Origin of the sequence: Micromonospora sp. RV43 (assembly GCF_001029515.1) — a bacterium.
Classification (GTDB): Bacteria; Actinomycetota; Actinomycetes; order Mycobacteriales; family Micromonosporaceae; genus Micromonospora; species Micromonospora aurantiaca.
This window is the reverse complement of sequence record NZ_LEKG01000166.1, coordinates 1-18,152: the sequence shown is the minus strand read 5'-3', so window position 1 is coordinate 18,152 and position 18,152 is coordinate 1. Positions and strand designations below refer to the sequence as shown.

The 18,152-nt window shown below is 71.6% G+C and carries 23 protein-coding genes and 1 pseudogene; 14 read left to right on the top strand and 10 right to left on the bottom strand.

The genetic code is table 11. The features are described 5' to 3' along the window. From ABD52_RS41110 to ABD52_RS29750, 7 genes and pseudogenes are all read right to left on the bottom strand, one after another. Positions 1–171, bottom strand: a pseudogene (locus ABD52_RS41110) (heat-shock protein HtpX); the annotation flags it as partial. Continuing rightward, on the bottom strand, positions 171–362 hold the full coding sequence (locus tag ABD52_RS37915; protein WP_030274776.1) for a hypothetical protein: 192 nt from the start codon (positions 360–362) through the stop codon (positions 171–173). The pseudogene ABD52_RS41110 and the gene ABD52_RS37915, both read right to left, overlap by 1 nt. Next, positions 359–1,105, bottom strand: a complete 747-nt coding sequence (locus ABD52_RS29770; protein ID WP_036311740.1) for an MIP/aquaporin family protein — start codon at positions 1,103–1,105, stop codon at positions 359–361. The genes ABD52_RS37915 and ABD52_RS29770 overlap by 4 nt, the downstream gene beginning before the upstream one ends. A gap of 53 nt (positions 1,106–1,158) precedes the next feature. Next, positions 1,159–1,821, bottom strand: coding sequence for an arsenate reductase ArsC (locus ABD52_RS41105; RefSeq protein ID WP_030274772.1), 663 nt, complete (start codon positions 1,819–1,821; stop codon positions 1,159–1,161). Then, complete coding sequence (locus ABD52_RS29760) at positions 1,818–2,504, bottom strand: helix-turn-helix domain-containing protein (RefSeq protein WP_030274770.1); 687 nt, start codon at positions 2,502–2,504, stop codon at positions 1,818–1,820. The genes ABD52_RS41105 and ABD52_RS29760 overlap by 4 nt, the downstream gene beginning before the upstream one ends. A gap of 101 nt (positions 2,505–2,605) precedes the next feature. Next, the gene (locus tag ABD52_RS29755; protein ID WP_030274768.1) at positions 2,606–3,280 is read right to left on the bottom strand and encodes a permease prefix domain 1-containing protein; all 675 of its coding nucleotides are present in this window, start codon (positions 3,278–3,280) and stop codon (positions 2,606–2,608) included. Then, entirely contained in the window at positions 3,262–3,600 is a 339-nt protein-coding gene (locus ABD52_RS29750; protein ID WP_030274767.1) for a PadR family transcriptional regulator, read from the bottom strand. Before ABD52_RS29750 ends, ABD52_RS29755 begins: the two co-directional genes overlap by 19 nt. A 96-nt stretch (positions 3,601–3,696) precedes the next feature. Between ABD52_RS29750 and ABD52_RS29745 the strand changes: the two genes are divergently transcribed. Beyond that, positions 3,697–5,931: a PEP/pyruvate-binding domain-containing protein gene (locus ABD52_RS29745; RefSeq protein ID WP_030274765.1), complete on the top strand. Its 2,235-nt coding sequence runs from the start codon at positions 3,697–3,699 to the stop codon at positions 5,929–5,931. A gap of 98 nt (positions 5,932–6,029) precedes the next feature. Here ABD52_RS29745 and ABD52_RS29740 read toward each other — a convergent pair whose 3' ends face one another. Next, positions 6,030–6,377 (bottom strand): helix-turn-helix transcriptional regulator, encoded by a 348-nt coding sequence (locus ABD52_RS29740; protein WP_082171419.1) that lies wholly within the window; start codon positions 6,375–6,377, stop codon positions 6,030–6,032. Positions 6,378–6,439: 62 nt separating this feature from the next. On the opposite strand from ABD52_RS29740, the gene ABD52_RS29735 reads away from it, so the two are divergent. Continuing rightward, positions 6,440–7,558, top strand: coding sequence for an NAD(P)/FAD-dependent oxidoreductase (locus ABD52_RS29735; protein ID WP_047893943.1), 1,119 nt, complete (start codon positions 6,440–6,442; stop codon positions 7,556–7,558). A gap of 45 nt (positions 7,559–7,603) precedes the next feature. On the opposite strand, the gene ABD52_RS29730 is transcribed toward ABD52_RS29735, so the two are convergent. Next, the gene (locus ABD52_RS29730) at positions 7,604–7,987 is read right to left on the bottom strand and encodes a metalloregulator ArsR/SmtB family transcription factor (RefSeq protein ID WP_030274759.1); all 384 of its coding nucleotides are present in this window, start codon (positions 7,985–7,987) and stop codon (positions 7,604–7,606) included. Between the two features lie 87 nt (positions 7,988–8,074). On the opposite strand from ABD52_RS29730, the gene ABD52_RS39900 reads away from it, so the two are divergent. The 7 genes from ABD52_RS39900 (at position 8,075) to ABD52_RS29700 (ending at position 13,437) form a co-directional block, all read left to right on the top strand. After that, entirely contained in the window at positions 8,075–8,224 is a 150-nt protein-coding gene (locus ABD52_RS39900; RefSeq protein ID WP_157551546.1) for a hypothetical protein, read from the top strand. 14 nt (positions 8,225–8,238) lie between these two features. After that, entirely contained in the window at positions 8,239–8,487 is a 249-nt protein-coding gene (locus ABD52_RS29725) for a hypothetical protein (protein WP_030274757.1), read from the top strand. Beyond that, positions 8,484–9,728 carry a M28 family metallopeptidase gene (locus ABD52_RS29720; protein ID WP_030274755.1) on the top strand — a complete coding sequence of 415 codons (1,245 nt, stop codon included), beginning with the start codon at positions 8,484–8,486 and terminating at the stop codon, positions 9,726–9,728. Before ABD52_RS29725 ends, ABD52_RS29720 begins: the two co-directional genes overlap by 4 nt. An 8-nt stretch (positions 9,729–9,736) precedes the next feature. Then, positions 9,737–10,066, top strand: a complete 330-nt coding sequence (locus ABD52_RS29715; protein WP_091332251.1) for a helix-turn-helix transcriptional regulator — start codon at positions 9,737–9,739, stop codon at positions 10,064–10,066. Beyond that, complete coding sequence (locus tag ABD52_RS29710; RefSeq protein WP_030274750.1) at positions 10,066–10,560, top strand: GNAT family N-acetyltransferase; 495 nt, start codon at positions 10,066–10,068, stop codon at positions 10,558–10,560. The genes ABD52_RS29715 and ABD52_RS29710 overlap by 1 nt, the downstream gene beginning before the upstream one ends. Before the next feature lie 76 nt (positions 10,561–10,636). Continuing rightward, a complete protein-coding gene (locus tag ABD52_RS29705; protein ID WP_030274749.1) occupies positions 10,637–12,046 on the top strand; it encodes an FAD-dependent oxidoreductase in 1,410 nt (469 codons plus the stop codon). Then, positions 12,046–13,437, top strand: a complete 1,392-nt coding sequence (locus tag ABD52_RS29700; RefSeq protein WP_082171418.1) for an MFS transporter — start codon at positions 12,046–12,048, stop codon at positions 13,435–13,437. The genes ABD52_RS29705 and ABD52_RS29700 overlap by 1 nt, the downstream gene beginning before the upstream one ends. On the opposite strand, the gene ABD52_RS29695 is transcribed toward ABD52_RS29700, so the two are convergent. Continuing rightward, positions 13,409–14,107: a hypothetical protein gene (locus ABD52_RS29695; RefSeq protein WP_047893942.1), complete on the bottom strand. Its 699-nt coding sequence runs from the start codon at positions 14,105–14,107 to the stop codon at positions 13,409–13,411. The genes ABD52_RS29700 and ABD52_RS29695 overlap by 29 nt on opposite strands. A gap of 256 nt (positions 14,108–14,363) precedes the next feature. On the opposite strand from ABD52_RS29695, the gene ABD52_RS29690 reads away from it, so the two are divergent. From ABD52_RS29690 to ABD52_RS41610, 5 genes are all read left to right on the top strand, one after another. Next, positions 14,364–14,726: a hypothetical protein gene (locus tag ABD52_RS29690; RefSeq protein WP_030274746.1), complete on the top strand. Its 363-nt coding sequence runs from the start codon at positions 14,364–14,366 to the stop codon at positions 14,724–14,726. Further along, positions 14,716–15,003 carry a hypothetical protein gene (locus ABD52_RS41100; RefSeq protein ID WP_053065512.1) on the top strand — a complete coding sequence of 96 codons (288 nt, stop codon included), beginning with the start codon at positions 14,716–14,718 and terminating at the stop codon, positions 15,001–15,003. Before ABD52_RS29690 ends, ABD52_RS41100 begins: the two co-directional genes overlap by 11 nt. After that, positions 14,975–15,766 carry a site-specific integrase gene (locus tag ABD52_RS29680; protein WP_091331295.1) on the top strand — a complete coding sequence of 264 codons (792 nt, stop codon included), beginning with the start codon at positions 14,975–14,977 and terminating at the stop codon, positions 15,764–15,766. The genes ABD52_RS41100 and ABD52_RS29680 overlap by 29 nt, the downstream gene beginning before the upstream one ends. Before the next feature lie 400 nt (positions 15,767–16,166). Then, on the top strand, positions 16,167–16,643 hold the full coding sequence (locus ABD52_RS29675) for a hypothetical protein (RefSeq protein ID WP_152748338.1): 477 nt from the start codon (positions 16,167–16,169) through the stop codon (positions 16,641–16,643). Next, a complete protein-coding gene (locus tag ABD52_RS41610) occupies positions 16,640–17,662 on the top strand; it encodes a site-specific integrase (protein ID WP_047893940.1) in 1,023 nt (340 codons plus the stop codon). The genes ABD52_RS29675 and ABD52_RS41610 overlap by 4 nt, the downstream gene beginning before the upstream one ends. Positions 17,663–18,152 lie beyond the last annotated feature (490 nt).

Sequence of the window (18,152 nt, the reverse complement as noted above, 5' to 3'; positions counted from 1 at the left end):
CGATGCCGACCTCCCGCATCGCCTCGACGGCCACCGGGTTGATCTGGTCGGCGGGCTCGGAGCCGGCGGAGCGGCGACGGCGTCGCCGCCGAGGTGGCGCAGCCAGCCGGCGGCCATCTGGGAACGGCCGGCGTTGTGCACGCAGACGAACAGGACGCTGGGCTTGGACATCAGATGCCTTCCTTGGAGTACACGTGGTCATAGGGCCGATTCACGGGCGTCTCGGCGCGGGGTGCAGGCAGGGACCGGTCTGGGGCGCTGCTGCGGTCGAGCAGGCGGTAGCGGCCGGCGGGACGCGGCGGGTTGAGCAGGCGGCGGTAACGCACCTCTGCCTCGCCGTGCTCCGGGTCGTGGTTGGTCATCGGCGGTGGTCCAGTGCCGGGTCGCGTTCCTCGGCAGGGACGACGACCTGGTCGGCGGCCCGCCCGGCGTCGGGGTAGAGCGCGGCGAGTAGGCCGACGCCGACCGCCAGCCCGACCAGTTGGGCGACGACGAACCCTGGGACGGAAGCGGGGGCGATGCCGGCGAACGTGTCGGTGAACGCACGGCCGATCGTCACCGCAGGGTTGGCGAACGAGGTCGACGAGGTGAACCAGTACGCCGCCCCGATGTAGGCGCCGACGGCGGCGGGAGCGACCGGCGCGCGGCCGGAGCGGGCGAGGGCGAAGATCAGCAGGATCAGGCCGGTGGTGGCGACGACCTCCCCGAGCCAGAGATGCCCGGCGGCCCGGTCCTTGCTCGACCAGGCCACGGCGGACAGGTCGAACATCAGGTTCGCCAGGATCGACCCGCCGATCGCCCCGAGGACCTGGGCGATGACATACCCGCCGAGTTCGCGCAGGGTCAGTCCGGTTCCGACGCGGCGGCCGAGGAACCAGTCGGCGGCGGACACCACGGGGTTGAAGTGGGCGCCGGAGACCGGACCGAAGATCAGGATCAGCGCGCCGAGGGCAAGAGCGGTGGCGACCGAGTTCTCCAGCAACTGGAGCCCGACGTCGCCGGGAGAGAGCGTGGCGGCCATGATGCCGGAGCCCACGACGGCGGTGACGAGCAGGGCAGTGCCGATGAACTCGGCCAGCAGACGCCGCCGGAGTGCGATGGTCATCAGTGTTTTCTCTCCCATGATCTGACTGTCCCCGACAATCGGGGCACAGCGGGTTATCGGGTGGCGGGAACGTCCAGTTCGTCGAGGAGCCGCCGGACCCGGCGCTCGATCTCGTCCCGGATCGGCCGCACATCGGCGACGCTGAGGCCCGCTGGGTCGTCGATGTCCCAGTTCTCGTAACGGGTACCGGGGAAGACTGGGCACGCGTCGCCGCACCCCATCGTGACGACCACGTCGGCGGCGCGGACCACTTCGTCGGTCCAGGGCTTGGGGAACTCCTCGGAGATGTCGATGCCGCGTTCGGCCATCGCGGCGATCGCCGAGGGGTTGATCTCGATGCCGGGTTCGCTACCGCCGGACCAGGCGACGGCGTGGTCGCCGGCGAGGTGGACGAAGAAGCCCAGGGCCATCTGGGAGCGGCCGGCGTTGTGGGTGCACAGGAACAGCACGACGGGACGGCCGTCGCGGTGGTGTCCCTCGACCCGTGCCAGGGCCCGCAACCGCTGGCGGGCGAAGCGCTCGGCGAGCAGGGGCAGGTAGTTCGGGATGCTGGCGGCGGTGGCGAACTGGTCGTAGCTGCTGTGCAGGAACCGCTTGATGGTCTCGGTGCCGTAGATGCCGTCGAACTCGGCGGCCAGCCGGGTTGCTGCGGTGTGCAGGGCGAGCTGCTGGTCGAGAGTGATCTCCTGTTGAATGCGGGCGCTGATGTCGGTCATCGGGTGCCTCTCAACATGGTGGTGGGGGCGAGGCGGTCGACGCGGTCGGCGAGGTCGGCGTAGGCCGCCTCGAACGCTTCGTCGGTGTCGATGCGGACCGGGTCCGGCACGGACCAGTGCAGGCGGGGGCGGACCGGTCCGGTGAGCTCTTCGTGGGCGTTGTCGCAGACGGCGATGACCAGGTCGTCGTCGCGGACGACGTCCTTGACGTGGGCGGTGCCGGTTGCATCGAGGTCGAGGGCGTGGCGGTGGGCCACGGCAAGCGCGCGGGGATGCACTCGGGTCGCAGGCTTGGTGCCGGCCGAGGCGGCTTCCCCATGGGTGCGCCGCTTCCACAGCGCCGCGGCCAGCTGGGAGCGGGCGGAGTTGTGGGTGCAGACAAAGACCACCCGTCCCACATCGGCCAGCGGGGGAGGGGTGAGGGCGGCCAAGGCTGCCGGCTGAAGTCGCAGGTAGGTGCGCCGCCGGTCGCCCTCGGACCGGCCGCGCTGGACGAGGCCGGCTTCGGTGAGCACCTTGACGTGGTGGGCGACGAGATTGGTCGGCATCTCGAGGGTGTGGGCGATCTCCCCGGGCGAGGCGTCGCCCTGGCTGAGCGCGTCCACGATCGCCAGGCGCGCAGGGTCGCCGAGTGCGGCGTGGACCCGTGCGCGCCCGGCCAGGGAAGCAAGCTCAGCGTTCATTGAGTCAACTATCGCTGAGTGATCTGTCGTTCGTCAAATGGGAGTGAGGGATAAGCCCGTCGGGGGCTTGGCGGCGCTCAGTCGACGGGCGGGTTCGATGATCAGGAGGGCGGCGAGGTGCGCATCGCGGTGGCGTGGCGCATCGTGACCAGGCTGCAGACGATCCGAGTGAGGCTAGCGGCGACGGCGAACGTGGCCAGTGACTTCGCCGGAATCTCTGACCGGAGGTGGCTCGCGATCACCGTGAGATCCCCGGCGAGCGCAAGGGCGGCGATGGTGATGGTCGCGGCGAGTGCGTGTTGTGGGCTTGCTTCGGGTAGCCAGCGCATGAGGCGACCGGTCGTGGCCACCGTCCCAGCGGCGGTGGCGATCGCGATGATGATCAGTGGGATGACGGGGATCGCGGCCAATAGGGCGACCAGGCCGGTGCGCCAGGGGTGGGGCTGCAGGAGCAGCAGCCACCAGATGCCCACGACAGGTCCGGTGGCGATGTACCAGGCGATGGTGCGCCGGGCGTAGGCGGTGGCCAGCTCCCCGGCGAAGGCCTCGGCGACCGCTTGCGGGGTGCCGAACTGGGCGATCGCGGCGGCGACCGCCTCACCTTGGGGTAGGCCGGCGGCGGTGCGGTCGGCGACGGCGTGGTGGAGTCCGTCGCGTAGTTCGGCGAGGATCTGCTCCCGACGCCGCCGTGGTCCACGCAGTCGTGCGGCGAGGTCGCCCAGGTAGGCGTCGAGAGGTGCTTCGCCTGCTCGGCTGGTCAGGCGGTCGTTGGCCATGCCCGCCCGCCCAGAACTGCAGTGACGGCGGTGGAGAAGTGGTCCCAGACTGCCCGCTGCTCACCGAGCGCGGCCTGTCCGGCCGGGGTGAGGTGGTAGGCGCGGCGGCGGCGGCCGCCGACGGTCTGCCAGTCACTGGCGATCAGGCCTGCGCGTTCGAGGCGGTGCAGCGCCGGGTAGACGGTGCCGGTCGGCAGGTCCAGTGCCCCGCCGCTGCTGTCTCGCAGGGCTTCGATGACGGCGTAGCCGTGCTGTGGCCCGGGTTCCAGGACCGCGAGCAGCAACGCATCGAGATGGCCTTTGAGCAGTTCCGGTCGCATCGGCAACACCTGTGGCTCCTCGTTCTTGCTGATGGCGGCCCAGCGGTTCTACTGTAGCGTCACAATACTTTGCGGTGCTACACATGGTGGTGGGTGATGAGCTCCAACCTCACGGTGGTGGACCTGGCCGAGGCGAGCGCGGTCGACCGGGCGCTGATCGGTGGAAAGGCGGCCGTGCTGGCGGACCTGACCGCAGCCCGGTTCTCGGTGCCGCCCGGGATTGTGGTCACCACCGGCGTCCTCGATGATCCGCAGCTTGACCGACGGCTCGCGGCCAGTGTCGAGGGCCTGGGCGGGGAGCGGTTCGCGGTGCGTTCGTCGGGAGCGGCCGAGGATCTACCGGATGCCTCGTACGCAGGCCTGTACGAGACGTACCTGAACGTGCCCGCCGACGGGCTGGGTGCGGCGGTGCGGCGATGCTTCGCCGCGGCGGCCAGCGAGCGGGTCACCGCCTACCACCAGCGGCGTGGCGGGGCGACGGCGGCGATGGCGGTGCTGGTGCAGGTGATGGTCGACCCGATTGTGGCCGGGGTGGCGTTCACCGCGCATCCGGTCACCGGCGACCGCGATCAGACGTTGGTGGCCGCCGTCGCGGGGTTGGGTGATCCGCTGGTGTCGGGTGTGACGACCGGCGAAGAGTGGACGGTCACCGCGAGTCGCACCGCGATGACCCGGTCCGGCCCCGGCGGTGGACGGGTCCTCACCGACGTCCAGGCCGACGCGGTCGCGGAGCTGTCGCGTCGGATCGCCGACCGGTACGACGGCCGCCCGCAGGACGTGGAGTGGGCCATCGACCGGGCGGGCCGTCTGTGGCTGCTGCAGGCCCGGCCGATGACTGCGGTGCCGGAGCCGGTGTCGTGGACGGCGCCGGGACCGGGGTTGTGGATGCGCAACTTCCGGCTCGGGGAATGGCTCCCCGAGGCCGTCACTCCGCTGTTCGCCAGCTGGCTGCTGCCGGTGCTCGAAGACGGGTATCTCGATGGGATGTACGGCAGCGTCGGGGTGCGAGTGCCGTTCCGGTACGCGCTGGTCAACGGCTGGTACTACAACGCCACACCAATCCCGTCACCAAAACTCCTCGCTGGGGTGCTGTGGCAGGGACGCTGGCGGGCCGCGAAGATCCTCTTCAACGCGTTGATCCGGGTCAGCCATGACCCGGATGCCGCCGACCGCGCCGTCCTGTCCGAACTGGAGCGGGCCTGGCGTGAACAACAACTGCCCGGCTATCGACGCCTCGTGGCCGCCGCGGAGGCGGAGGTCGACACGGCATCGCCTCGGCGATTGGCCGAGCTCGTCGACGCACTCGGGCGGGAAGCCGGGATCTACCTCTGGTATCTGGCGATCGTCGGCGGGTCGGCGTGGAAGATGGAAGCCTGCCTGACTCGCTTCGTCCGCCGGCATCTCATCGACGTGCTCCCCGACGATGAGGGCGGTGCGCAGGTGCTGTTGCGCGGGCTCCCCGGCGCCCAGCCGGTGGCCGGCGCGCACGCCGTACAGAGCGTCGACTGGTATCACCCGGTCGCCGGAGAACTGGCAACGGGCCGACCACCCCGAGCCGGGGACCGCTACCGCTCGCTTGCCGAACAGCGGATGGTTGCCGAACAACGCTGCCGAGCGACGCTGGCCGACCGCCCGCGGTTGCTGGCTGACTTCGACCGGCTGCTGAAGGTCAACCAGCGCTACGCCGTCATCCGGGAGGAGCAGGCGCGGGAGTTCACCCTCGCCTGGCCGGTCCTGCGGGCCTGCACCGCCCGCCTCGGGCGGCACCTGGTCAACCTGGGAGCTATCGAGCAGCCCGGAGACATCTACTTCTGCACGCGGGATGAAGTGAACAGCGGGATCGAAGGCGACCCCGGACAGCTGAGCGCCAGGGTTGCCGAGCGGCGCGCCCTCTGGCAGCGCCAACGCCGCCTGACCGCGCCGTTGACCCTGGGCCGTCCCGCGCGACTGATCGGCGACGTCATCGAACACGCGGTTCAACAGGCCCGCGGCACCACGGAGACCGCCGAGGGCGCCCTCGTCGGGCATCCCGCCTCGGCCGGCCGGGCCACCGGCGAAGTCGCCATCGTGCACGGACCTGAGGACTTCGACGGCTTCGCCGATGGTCAAGTGCTCGTCGCGAAGGCCACCGCCCCGGCATGGACACCGCTGTTCTCCCGCGCCGCCGCAGTGGTCACCGACGGCGGCACCCTAGCCGCACACGCCTCCCTGGTGGCCCGTGAGTACGGCATCCCCGCCGTCGTCGGCACCGGCGACGCCACCCAACGACTGCGCCCCGGGCAGCTCGTAACCGTCGACGGAACAGCCGGAACCATCACACTCCACACCTAACCTGTCATGCCTGCAGGTGCGGCATGCATGTCGGAGGGGGTGCGCGGCGTCCGGGCGGAGGGTGCTGGAGACCGCCGGGTCGCCGGTGGGCGACCTGGTCAGCAGCAGGTCGCCAGGTAAGACTGCAACTCCGCGAGGGCGGCGAGCGCGCCGTCCCGATCGGCCCGGTAGTACACGGTCTTCCCGTCGCGACGGGAGGTGACCACCCGTCCGCGTCGCAGCAGGGTCAACTGCTGCGACGCCGTGGCCTGGCTGATGCCCGTCCGCTCGGCCACCTCGCCCACCGACAGCTCGGCGCCCTGCGCGAACAGCATCATGATCCGCTGCCTGGTGGGGCTGCCCAAGGCCTTGAGGAACTCCTGCGTCTGCGGCGCCAGGCCCTCCGGGACTCCGGCCGCGCGCGCGGGCGGGGATGCCCCTGCGGGCTGTCCGGTGGCGTCGCTCATGGCCCTACCTTTCCCCACCATCGTCATATTGTCATTCAACAAAACGACGATATGATCGTGACATGACCACCCCATCCCAGCCAGTGATCATCGTCGGCGGCGGCCAGTCAGGCCTGGCCGCCGCCCGAGCCGCCCTGACCGCGGGCCTGCGGCCCGTTGTCCTGCAGGCGGGCAGCGAGCCGGTTGGCTCCTGGCCTGACTACTACGACAGCCTCACCCTCTTCTCGCCCGCCCTTTACAGCGCCCTGCCTGGCATGCGCTTCGACGGCGACCCGGACCGCTACCCCCGGCGCGACGAGGTCACGGCGTACCTGCGCCGGTACGCGCAGACCGTGGACGTCGACATCCGCACCCGCACCCGCGTCACGGCCGTGCACCCTCGCCGCGACGGGGGGTACCTCGTCCGCACTGACACCGGGGACGAGATGGCTGCGGTCGGCGTCGTCGCCGCCAGCGGATCGTTCGGCAACCCGTACCTGCCGACGCTGCCCGGCCAGGACGACTACGCCGGCGATCTCCGGCACGTCGCTCACTACCGCCGGCCGGAGGTGTACGCGGGCAAGCGGGTCATCGTCGTGGGTGCCGGCAACTCCGCCGTCCAGGTCGCCTACGAGATCGCCGGCCACGCCCGGGTCACGCTCGCCACCCGGGAACCCGTGCGCTTCCTGCCCCAACGCCTCGGCGGGCGGGACCTCCACCACTGGCTGCGGGTCACCGGCGCGGACCGCCTGCCACGCCGCGTCCTCACCCGACTTGTCCGACACGCCACCGTGCTCGACACCGGCGTATACCGCGACGCTCTCGCCTCCGGGCTGCTCTCCCGGCGGGACATGTTCACCGCCTTCACCCCTGAGGGCGTCATCTGGGCCGACGGCACGCCCGAGCCGGTCGACGCGGTCATCTTCGCCACCGGCTACCGCCCGGACCTCGCGTACCTCAAGCCCCTGGGCGCCCTCGACCATGGCGCGCCCCGGCACGTGGGCGGGATCTCCACCACCCATCCAGGGCTGATCTATCTCGGGTTGGAGTTCCAGCGATCCTTCGCCTCGAACACCCTGCGTGGCGTCGGTCCCGACGCCGCGCACGTCATGACTGCCCTCGCCGCTCACGTGTCCGGACGGCAAGGCCGGCAGCGGACAGCGGACGTCGCCTCGCACACGGGATCCGGCGCTCAACGCTGATCGCGTTGCGCGGTCGGCGCTGGTAGGTACGGGTTTGCCCGCGGCTTACGCCTGCGACGAGGGGGCGGGCTCGACCGACAGCAGGGCGGCGAGCTGGCGCAGGATTCCCGGGCGGGCGCGGTAGTAGACCCACGTGCCCCGCCGTTCGGCATCCACCAGGCCCGCTTCGCGCAGCGTCTTGAGGTGGTGCGAGATCGTTGGCCCGGTCAGGTCGAACGCCGGCGTCAGGTCGCACACGCACGCCTCCCCGCCCTCGGCGGAGGCGATCATCGACATCAGCTGCAGCCGCACCGGGTCGCCGAGGGCCTTGAACGCGGGAGCGAGCACCGCGGCCGTCTCGGCCGGAATCCGACGCTGCGCCAGCGGGGGGCAGCACGGCGTGTCGGCGTTGAGATCGATGACGGCGAGGGGCGCCTGTTGCTTTGACATGTCTCTAGGTTGACATCTCTCTAATCAACGTGCAACTCTCTGCTTAGACGGACGTCAAGACAGGCGTCTGGAGGAAGGGGACCCACCATGTTCGGCTCCACCCGCCGCTCATCCGCTCTTCGCGCTGGAGTCCGGTTCTGCGACTCCTGCGCTCAGGTGTCCACCGCCGACCAGCGTGCGCAGCGCCGCTACGACCGTGCCCGCACCACCGTCTACACGCTGATCAGCCCCCGCTGACGAGAGGACCTGTCATGAGCGACAACACCCAGACCACCGGCGGTTTCGCGGGCGACCCGGCCGCCGCCCTGCAGGTCACCGGCTCCGGCGCCTGCTGCGGCAGCCCCGCCCAGGCCGTGGGGTCCATCCTGCCGCCAATCGGCGAGGCCGCGAGCGCCGGCCCGTGCTGCGGCACCCAGGAAGCCGCGCAAGCGGCCGGCTCGTGCTGCGGCACGCAGGCCAAGGCCGACGCGGTGGCCGCGGGACAGGGGTGCTGCGGATGACCACCCCAGACGACCTCGCGGGCCTGCTCCGGGTAGTCAGCGCCGACCGGATGTCCGCGACCGTCGCCACCCTCGCCTCCGACCGCATGGCAGGACGGCGAGTCGGATCACCCGGCGGCGCGGCAGCCCGGGCGTGGCTCGTCGACGAGCTCACCGCTCTCGGCGCCACGGTCCGGACTGAGGAGTTCCCGGTCCGGGCGGTGCCGCAGGTGCACGAGGCGCCGACGGTCACCTGGGGCGGCGGGAGCAGCCCCATGCCGCTGGTATTCGGTCGCCAGGTCGCGATCCATTCCGCCTCCGCCGACGCCGCCGAGACCCGCCGCGGCCCGCTCGGCGTCGCCGGTGCCGACGACCCGGCCGGGCGGTGGCTCGTGGTGCCGGCGGAGATGAGCCTGTTCGACGCCTACCGGGACACCCGCGGCGCGGCCGGGCTGCTGATCCGCCGAGCCGTCGACGCCGACGGCTGGCAGTTCACCACCCTCGCCGGACCGGACCCGGGACCGCTGCCCGTCCTGACCCTCGACCCGGACACCCACCGCACCGTCCTCGCTGCGGCAACCGACAGCGCCAGCTGGTTCGCCGGCGCCACGCCGGTTCGCCGCGACGACGTCACCGGCACCAACATCCACGCCCGACTCCGGCAGACCGTCCCCGGCGGGGCGGAGCTGCTCCTGACCGCCCACTACGACGGCGTCGGCGACCACCCCGGGCTCCGCCAGCCCGGAGCGTCGGACAACGCCACCGGCGTCGCGGTGGTCCTCGAAGCCGCCCGCGTCCTCGGCCGCGGACTTCCCGACGGCGTCGGGCTCTGCGTCGCGCTGCTCGACGGTGAGGAGGTTGGCGCGCTCGGCTCGGCCCACCACGCCGCGCAGCTGCGCGACCAGGGCGCCGCGCCCCTGGTGGTCAACGTCGACGGAGCCGGCCGCCTGGATGGGGCGGCGGCGGTCGAGGCCGGCGGGCCCGCCCACCGCCTCCTGGCGCTGCTGGACCAGGCCGGCCGGCACACCGGCGTCCCACTCGCTGCGGGGCCGATGGCCTCGGACAACCGCCGCTACGGCGCAGCAGGCCTCGCCGCGGTCGGCATCGGTGCCGGGATGGGCGGCTACCACAGCCCCGCCGACACCCCTGACAAGGTCGACCCGGCCACCCTGGCCGCGATCGCCCGCCTCGTCGTCGCAACCGCCCACCTCACCGGGACGGCGCCTGCTAGGCTTTCATCGCCAATCGGCGATAAACGATAGAGGGAGTGGTGGTGGGCGAACTCCTCGACCGGGATACCGCGCAGACCTACGCCTCGTGGTTCCGGGCCCTGGCGGACCCGACCCGGGTGCAGATCGTGGAGTACCTGGCCCGGCATGCCCGGCCGATGAGCGTGGGGGAGATCGTCGCAGCTGTCGGGCTCGCCCAGTCCACCGTCTCCCAACACCTGAAGATCCTGACCGAGGTGCGGTTCGTGCTCGTCGAGCCGGTCGGCACCGCCCGCCACTACCGCATCAACGACGCATGCGTCGGCTGCTTCCCCTCCGCCGCCGACGTCGTCATGGGCCGACCCGCCCCCACCGTGAAAGGAGCCTGCTGATGGCCGACATCACCGTCCGCCCGATGACCTCGGACGACGCCGATCGTGTCCTCGCCATCTACCAGGCTGGCCTCGACGCCGGCAACGCCAGCTTCGAGACCACCGCCCCGACCTGGACAGCATTCGACGCGGCCAAGCTGCCGGACCACCGCCTCGTGGCCGTCGACGCGGACGACACCGTCCTCGGGTGGGTGGCGGTCTCGCCGACATCGAGCCGCGCGGTCTACGCCGGGGTGGTCGAGCACTCCGTCTACGTCGACCCCGCCGCCCAAGGCCGTGGCGTAGCCCGGCTGCTGCTGGACGCGCTGATCGCCTCCACCGAGGCCGCCGGCATCTGGACCATCCAGTCCGGAATCTTCCCCGAGAACACCGCCAGTCTCACCCTGCACCAGCGGGCCGGCTTCCGCGTCATCGGCACCCGCGAGCGGGTCGGCCGGCACCACGGCCGGTGGCGCGACGTCGTCCTGCTCGAGCGGCGCAGCCCCGTCATCTGAACCCCTTCGGCTCCGCCCGCCCCAGCACAACTGCACCTTCTTGATTCGACAGTTTTCAACACAGAGGAGTTTTCCGATGAGCATCCCGAACGAGCTGCCCGTCGTGGTGATCGGCGCGGGCCCGGTGGGTCTGGCCGCCGCCGCCCACCTGCACGAGCGTGGCCTGCCCTTCCTTGTTCTGGAGGCCGGTGACACCGCCGGCGCGGCGGTGCGGCAGTGGGGGCACGTGCGGGTGTTCTCCCCGTGGCGGTACAACGTCGACCCGGCCGCCCGCCGCCTGCTCGACGACGCCGGCTGGGTCGCCCCGGCCGAGGACGCGCTGCCCACCGGCGCGGAGCTGGTCGCCGACTACCTCCAGCCCCTCGCGGAGCTGCCGCAGCTCAAGCCGCACCTGCGCTACGGCGCGCGGGTGGAGGCGATCAGCCGCCTCGGCCTGGACCGGCTGCGCACCGCCGGCCGCGAGCAGACGCCGTTCCTGATCCGCCTCGCCGACGGTGACGAACTGCTGGCCCGCGCGGTCATTGACGCCTCCGGCACCTGGGGCACCCCCAACGTCCTCGGCGCCTCCGGCCTGCCCGCCCGTGGAGAGAAGGACGTGGCCGCGTACCTGGAGCACGCCCTGCCCGACGTACTCGGCGCCGACCGGGACCGGTTCGCCGGCCGGCACACCCTGGTCGTCGGCGCCGGCCACTCCGCCGCGAACACGCTGCTCTCCCTGGCCGAGCTGGCCGCCGCCGAGCCGGGCACGGAGGTGACCTGGGCGATCCGCTCGGCCAGCCCCGCCCGCACCTACGGCGGCGGCGACGCCGACGCGCTGCCCGCCCGCGGCGCGCTCGGCTCCCGGCTGCGCGAACACGTGGACGCCGGCCGGATCCGGCTGCTCACCGGCTTCTGCGTGCACGCGCTCACCCCGGCCGACGGCCGGGTCGCCGTCGTTGTCCGGCACGCCGACGGTAGCGAGGAGGAGGTGATCGTCGACCGGATCGTTGCCGCGACCGGCTTCCGCCCGGACCACTCGATCGCCGCCGAACTGCGCCTGGACCTGGACCCGGTCATGGGCGCCACCCGGGCTCTCGCCCCGCTGATCGATCCGAACGAGCACTCCTGCGGCACCGTCCCCCCGCACGGCGTCCACGAGCTCGGACACCCGGAGTCCGGCTACTACGCCGTCGGCATGAAGAGCTACGGGCGCGCGCCGACGTTCCTCATGGCCACCGGCTACGAGCAGGTCCGCTCCGTCGTCGCCGCCCTCGCCGGCGACTGGCAGGCGGCCCGGGACGTCCAGCTCGACCTGCCCGAAACCGGCGTCTGCAACAGCAACCCCGCCGAGGCGACCGGCACCGACAGCAGCTGCGGCCCCGCCCCGCAGCCGGCCGGGAAGGGGCTTGCCACGGGCATCGCCGGTGGGCTGCTGTCCGCCCCGCTGAGCCTCATCAGCCTCGACACCTCGACCAGCGGCCAGACCGGCGGCTGCTGCGCCAGCTGATGACCACCACCACGATGGCGCCCGCCGACCCCACCGTCGGCGGGCACCACCGGTGGCGCATCGTCGCCGCCCTCGCGATCACCTCGACCGTCGGCTACGGCACCATCTACTACGCCTACGCCGTGCTGCTCGGCCCGATGGCGACCAGCCTCGGCGCCTCGATCACCGCCGTCACCGGGGCGCTGACCGTCAGCGTCCTCGCCGGCGCGTTGATGGCCATCGCGGTCGGCAGGTGGCTCGACCGGCACGGCGGACGGGCCCTCATGACCCTCGGCTCGATCACCGCCACCGCGCTGCTGATCGCCTGGTCCCAGGTCCAGACCATCGGGCAGCTCTACGCCGTCATGATCGGTGTCGGGATCACCGGCGCGATGGTCCTCTACGAACCCGCCTTCGCCGTCATCGTCTCCTGGTTCACCCCCGACCGACGCCCCACCGCCCTGCTTGCGGTCACCGTCGTCGCCGGGTTCGCCAGCACGATCTTCATGCCACTCACCGGCTACCTGGTCGCCCACCTCGGCTGGCGCGGCGCGCTCCTCACGCTCGCCGCCGTCCACGGCGTAGTGACCGTGCCGCTGCACGCCCTCACCGTTCGCAAACCGCCGCACGTCACAGCGTCCAACCCCACGCTGCGAACGGCCCACGCCTCGCGGCGGACGGCGGCGCGCGCCGCGATGCGCGATCCCCGGTTCTGGATCCTCGCCGCCGCCCTCATCGCCCACGGCGCCGCCACCAGCACCATCGGCGTCCACCTGGTCAGCTACCTGACCAGCCGCGGCCACCCGGCTACTTACGCCGCCACCGCCGCCGGCCTCCTCGGCGTCCTGTCCGTCACCGGAAGACTCGTCCTCACCGCCGCCCGACGCCGACTCCCCGTCACCACCATCGTCGCTGGCGTCTTCGCCATCCAAGCAGTCGCCGTCCTCGCTATGCCCCTCGCCGCCGGAACCCGCGTCGGAGCCATCGTCACCGTCACCGGATTCGGGCTCGGCTTCGGCATCGCCAGCCTCGCCACCCCAGCACTCCTCGTCGACCGCTACGGCACCACCGCCTACGCCACCATCGCGGGACGACTCGCCGCCCCCGTCACCACCGCCAAAGCCGCCGCACCCCTGCTTGCCGCCACGCTCCTACCGCACGGCGGCTACCACCTCTTACTCGCCGCCGTCAGCACCGCATGCCTCCTCGCCGCCATCAGCATGCGCACCGTGGGGGAGGCCAGGACCGACAGCGGCGAGTACCGCAACCAGCCGGACTTACCGCGTCCAGGAACCCGCGTGGCTGCCGTGCCAGGGCCAGATTCAGCTCAAGCACCGGCAGATGGCGAGCGTGCAGAAGGCCGACACAACGACAGCCCGACGTCTACCCCAGGTCCCACGCGGTCCACGTGACGACCCATGGCCGCCCGGGTCGCGCGGCCGGAAGCGGCTGATCCCCGAAGAGAACTGCTCCTACCGCCTCGGCGGCTGCCTGCATCTCCGCCTCCGCGTCCCGCAGCGGATCACACACCACCAGCAGGAGATCGCCGTGAACGAGTGTCTGGGCGTGGTGGCCCGTCTGCTGCCTGATCAGCGACCGAATCTCCTTCCGAAGGACGGCAAGCTGGTCACCGGGGACCTGCCGGACCTCCGCGTGCCCGTGCTCACGCACCACGTCGCAGACCACCTGCGCGACGACCGGGACTCTGCGGTCGACCGCCGGCGCGGGGAACAGGCGGTCCATCAGCGTCAGACACCGTCGGCACGTCGGCGCGAACGCCGGCTCCCGGTACCTGCTCAGCGTCCCGCCGTCACCGCCGACCATCAGCGCCCAGACCCGCCCGCACATCGTCGTGTGCTCCCAGATCGGCTCCCGCAGCGCCTCGACGTCATAACGCCGCTGGACTGCCTCACGCTCACTGTCCCCGCCCGTGAGGTAGTGGTCGGGTACGGCGCTGCGGCCCTGCTCCAACGGCCCCTGCCGGCGCGCGAGGTGCACGGCCTCACCGCCGGCGACCGCCACGAGAAGCAGCACGGCCTCCCCGGCGGTGATGACGTTCGGTCCGTGCAGGCCGTCACGCATGCCAGCAGTATGCCCGCCCCCGTTTGATGCCGGGCGGCCACACGCGAGGCTTGGTCCGGCCTCCAGAGCCCGCTGCCGTCAAGCTCGTCGAGCACGTCGACGCGGGACCGCATCTGCCGTTGTCGCCGGCATGACACAAGCTTCCCGCCTGTACGGCGAACAGCTCGTCCGGCCGCTCGTTCCTGCCGCCATGCCCACCTGGCCCCGCCCGTGCCCGAGGCCGATGCCGGCACTGCCCGTTCACGTTCCTCCGCGGGTGTTCGCCGCCGCGCAGGACGTGCTGCTGGGGATGGCTGTCCCGTCGAGCTGCGGCCGGGTGACCGCACAACAGCTCCTGCACCCGTTGGGCTGGGAGCCGGGCCGCCGCCTCGACATCCAGCCACCTCAGGGGATGCTCGTCGTCGGCTCGGCCCACGACGGACGGCACCAGATAGGCAGCCGCGGTGAGCTGCCTCTACCGGCACCTGCGCGGCGGATGTGCGGGATCGAGCCCGGCTGGCCGGTGCTGCTCGCTGCTCTCGTCATCCACGACCTGCTCGTCGTGCACCCCGCCAGCACCGTCATCGGCGTCCTCGCCGACCTACACACTCGACTTGCGGGAGCTGGACATGCCCGCTGACGCCACCGCCGACGCCGCAGCGCGGCAGGTCTTGGCTCACCTCGGCGTTACCCTGACCGACCTCCAATCCCACACCGACGGCCCAGCCCCCCTGCCGACGATCGCCGAGTACCTACCCCGCGTCATCGCCGCAGCAGGCCCCGGCGCCCAACGCACCTACGGCACCTACTGGCAGCGCATGGCCGCCGTCTGGCGCGACCGACCGCTGGACGCCGTCGCGGCCAGCGACGTCGAGGCCATGACAGCAGATGACCATCACTGCCCGGTCGCGGCGTAACAGCCGCAACGGCCGGCACGCGGGCGAGCATGTCATCGCCGCCGCTCGCGCTTTCTACTCCCGGGCTGTTGCTGATGGTCTGATCGACGCGTCGGCCAGTCCCGCCCATCGTGTCGCCAAACCCCGCCGCCTCCCTAGCACCCGCCGTGCCCTGACGTCCTACGAGTTGGAGGAGATCAATGCGGTGGCACGGACCAGCGGCAATGACGTCATCCTCGACGCCCTCCTGCTACGCCTGCACACCGAAAGCGCCTGCCGGCGCGGCGGCGCCCTCGCCCTGCGGCTTGTTGATCTGGACCGCTCCAACGGCCTCGTGCGCCTGAACGAGAAGAGCGGCACCGTACGGTGGCAGCCGATCAGCCTCGGCCTCGCCGAGCACCTGCACGAACACGCCCGCGTCCGCGGCGCAGTTCTGCCCACCGACCAACTGTTGCGCTACCGCAACGGCCTGCCGATCAGCAGCCGCCGCTACGACCACCTGTGGAAACGCATCGGGGAACGCCTGCCCTGGGTCGTCGTGCACGGCATCTCCACCCACTGGCTGCGGCACACCACGCTCACCTGGGTGGAACGCCACTTCGGCTACGGGGTAGCCCGCGCCTACGCGGGTCACACCGACAGCCCAGCATCGTCCACCATTACCTACATCAAAGCCGATCTCCACGACGTGGCCGACGCGCTGTCGGCGATGACCGGACAGCCACACCCATTCGCAAAAACGAGCGAGACCCCGAACGGCCCGGCGACAGACACCCTGCCCTGATTAGCCTATGTGACCCACCCGGGCGGCGTGCTGGGGAATGGCTCCGCATCGCGCCGAACGGCAATTTCAAGAACTCCGGATTCTTCGGCCGTATTGGTGCCAGCGCAGGCAGCAGAATTGATTGCATTAGTTGCGCCCTGGCGTGCTCGCGGGCAGCTCACGCCTGTAGTGTTACGCATCGTGAAGTGCTAGACTTAACGCATGAGCACCCGTTTGTATAACGGATGCTACATAGGAGTGTTCAGCTCCCCCCTCGGACACCAGAGTTCGTGGATATCCACGCGAGATCAACTCCCCTCGCGTGGGGACGCGAAGCGCTACGTTTCATTTGTGCACCCGGACGTCAGGAGTGGCGTCCCCCTGCGCTGACACCGCTGCGTACGCCATGGCGGGGGCCTCGGTGAGTTCCAGCCGTCCGCGTCCCCGCCGGCCCGACGAGCAGCTCGTCGAAGCGCTCGTTCCCACCCCACTGCCGGTCGCCTCGCCGGAGCCGGCGCCGCTGCCGACATTGCCCGCGCCCACCACTCGTGACGGCGACGGCGTGCTGTTCGACGTAGCTCGCCCCGACGCCGCCGGCCGCGTCACCGCTCGTGCGCTGCTGCGAGCCTTGGGCTGGACACCGGGCCTCACGCTGCACGTCGACGTCGTGACCGGCGCCATCCTCATCACCCCGGCCGTCGACGGTGCGCATGTCGTGGGCACCCGCGAGGAACTGCCGCTGCCGGCCGCCGCCCGACACCTGTGCGGCATCGCCACCGGCGAACCGGTGCTCCTGGCCGCCCTGCCCCGCCGGAACCGCACCGTCGTGCACCCCTCACACACCATCACCGCGGTCTTGGCCGACCTGCACGCCCGCATCCTCGGAGAACCCTCATGACCACGGATCCCGACCGGGTCGCCACCGCCCGAGCGCTGCTGAAGCACCTCGGCCTCACCGCCGCCGACCTCACCGGCACCGACCCACCGGCCGTGCCGACGATTGCCGGGTACCTTCCTGCTGTTGTCGCCGCGGCGAGCCCGGGCACCCGACGCACCTACAGCAGCTCCTGGCGACGCATGGCCACAGCCCTCGGCGACCGGCGCATCGACGCGGTGCGCGCCACCGACCTCGAAGCCCTCATGCGACAGGCCACCGCCGGCGCCCGCTCCCGCCGCAACTCACGCCACGGCCGGCACGCCGGCGAGCATCTCGTCGCCGCCGCCCGCGCCTTCTACAACCGGGCCATCGCCGACGGCCACCTCACCACCGCCGACAGCCCCGCCCACCGGATCGGCAAACCCCGCCGGCTACCCAACACCCGCCGTGCCCTCACCCCCGACGAGGTGTCCGCCATCAACGCCGCCGCCCGCAGCGGCGGCAACGACATCATCCTCGACGCCCTGCTGCTACGCCTGCACACCGAAACGGCCTGCCGACGCGGCGGCGCTCTCGCGCTGCGCCTGATCGACCTGGACACCGACCACGCGCTGATCCGCCTGTCCGAGAAGGGCGGCACGCAACGCTGGCAGCCCATCACCCCCATGCTCGCCGGCCGGCTGAACGACCACGCCCGAGCCCGCGGCGCCGTCGCACCCACCGACGCGCTGCTGCGCTACCGCAACGGTCAACCGGCCACCTACCGGCGCTACGACCTGCTGTGGCAACGCATCGGACGACAGTTGCCGTGGGTCGCTGTCCAGGGCATCACCACCCACTGGCTGCGCCACACCACCCTCACCTGGGTGGAGCGGCACTTCGGCTACGGGGTGGCCCGCGCCTACGCCGGACACACCGACCGCCGCGGACCCGCCACCACCACCTACATCAAGGCCGACCTGTCCGCCGTCGCCACCGCCCTGGCCGCGCTCACCGGCCGACCCCACCCACTGGGCACGTCCACGACGACGGCAGGCTAGTCGACCGTCACCAATCCGGGATGATTGTCCGCACGCCCGCCGCCAAAGACGTCCGAGCGCAGGAGCGCTGCCGGCCGCGGTCCTGTTCGACGCCGACACGCCGATCATCGCCTACCCGGCTACCCTGCGGCAACGCACCCACGCTCCCACCGGCCGTCCTTGGCCGCCGTCCCTTGAGGCACCACTGTCGGCTCCGCCCGGGAAGCCCAGGCGGCGTAGACAGCTGTGCACGCTGTGCTGACGGCGGGAGCAGCATGCAGGGCAGGCCCATCCGGCAGGGCTGCGCGGGCACAGCAACCCGAACGAGCATCACGAGCGGCATGGCGACCAACCGGAGGGCAACCGTCCGAACCGGATCCTCTCAGAGCGTGTTTGAGAAGGTCTGTTGTGGACGGCGTGGTGGCATGACTTCCACCGGCGAGACGGGCAGGGTGGCGCGGTGTCTGCACGCCGTGGCTACCCCTCCGACCTGACCGATGCCCAGTGGGCG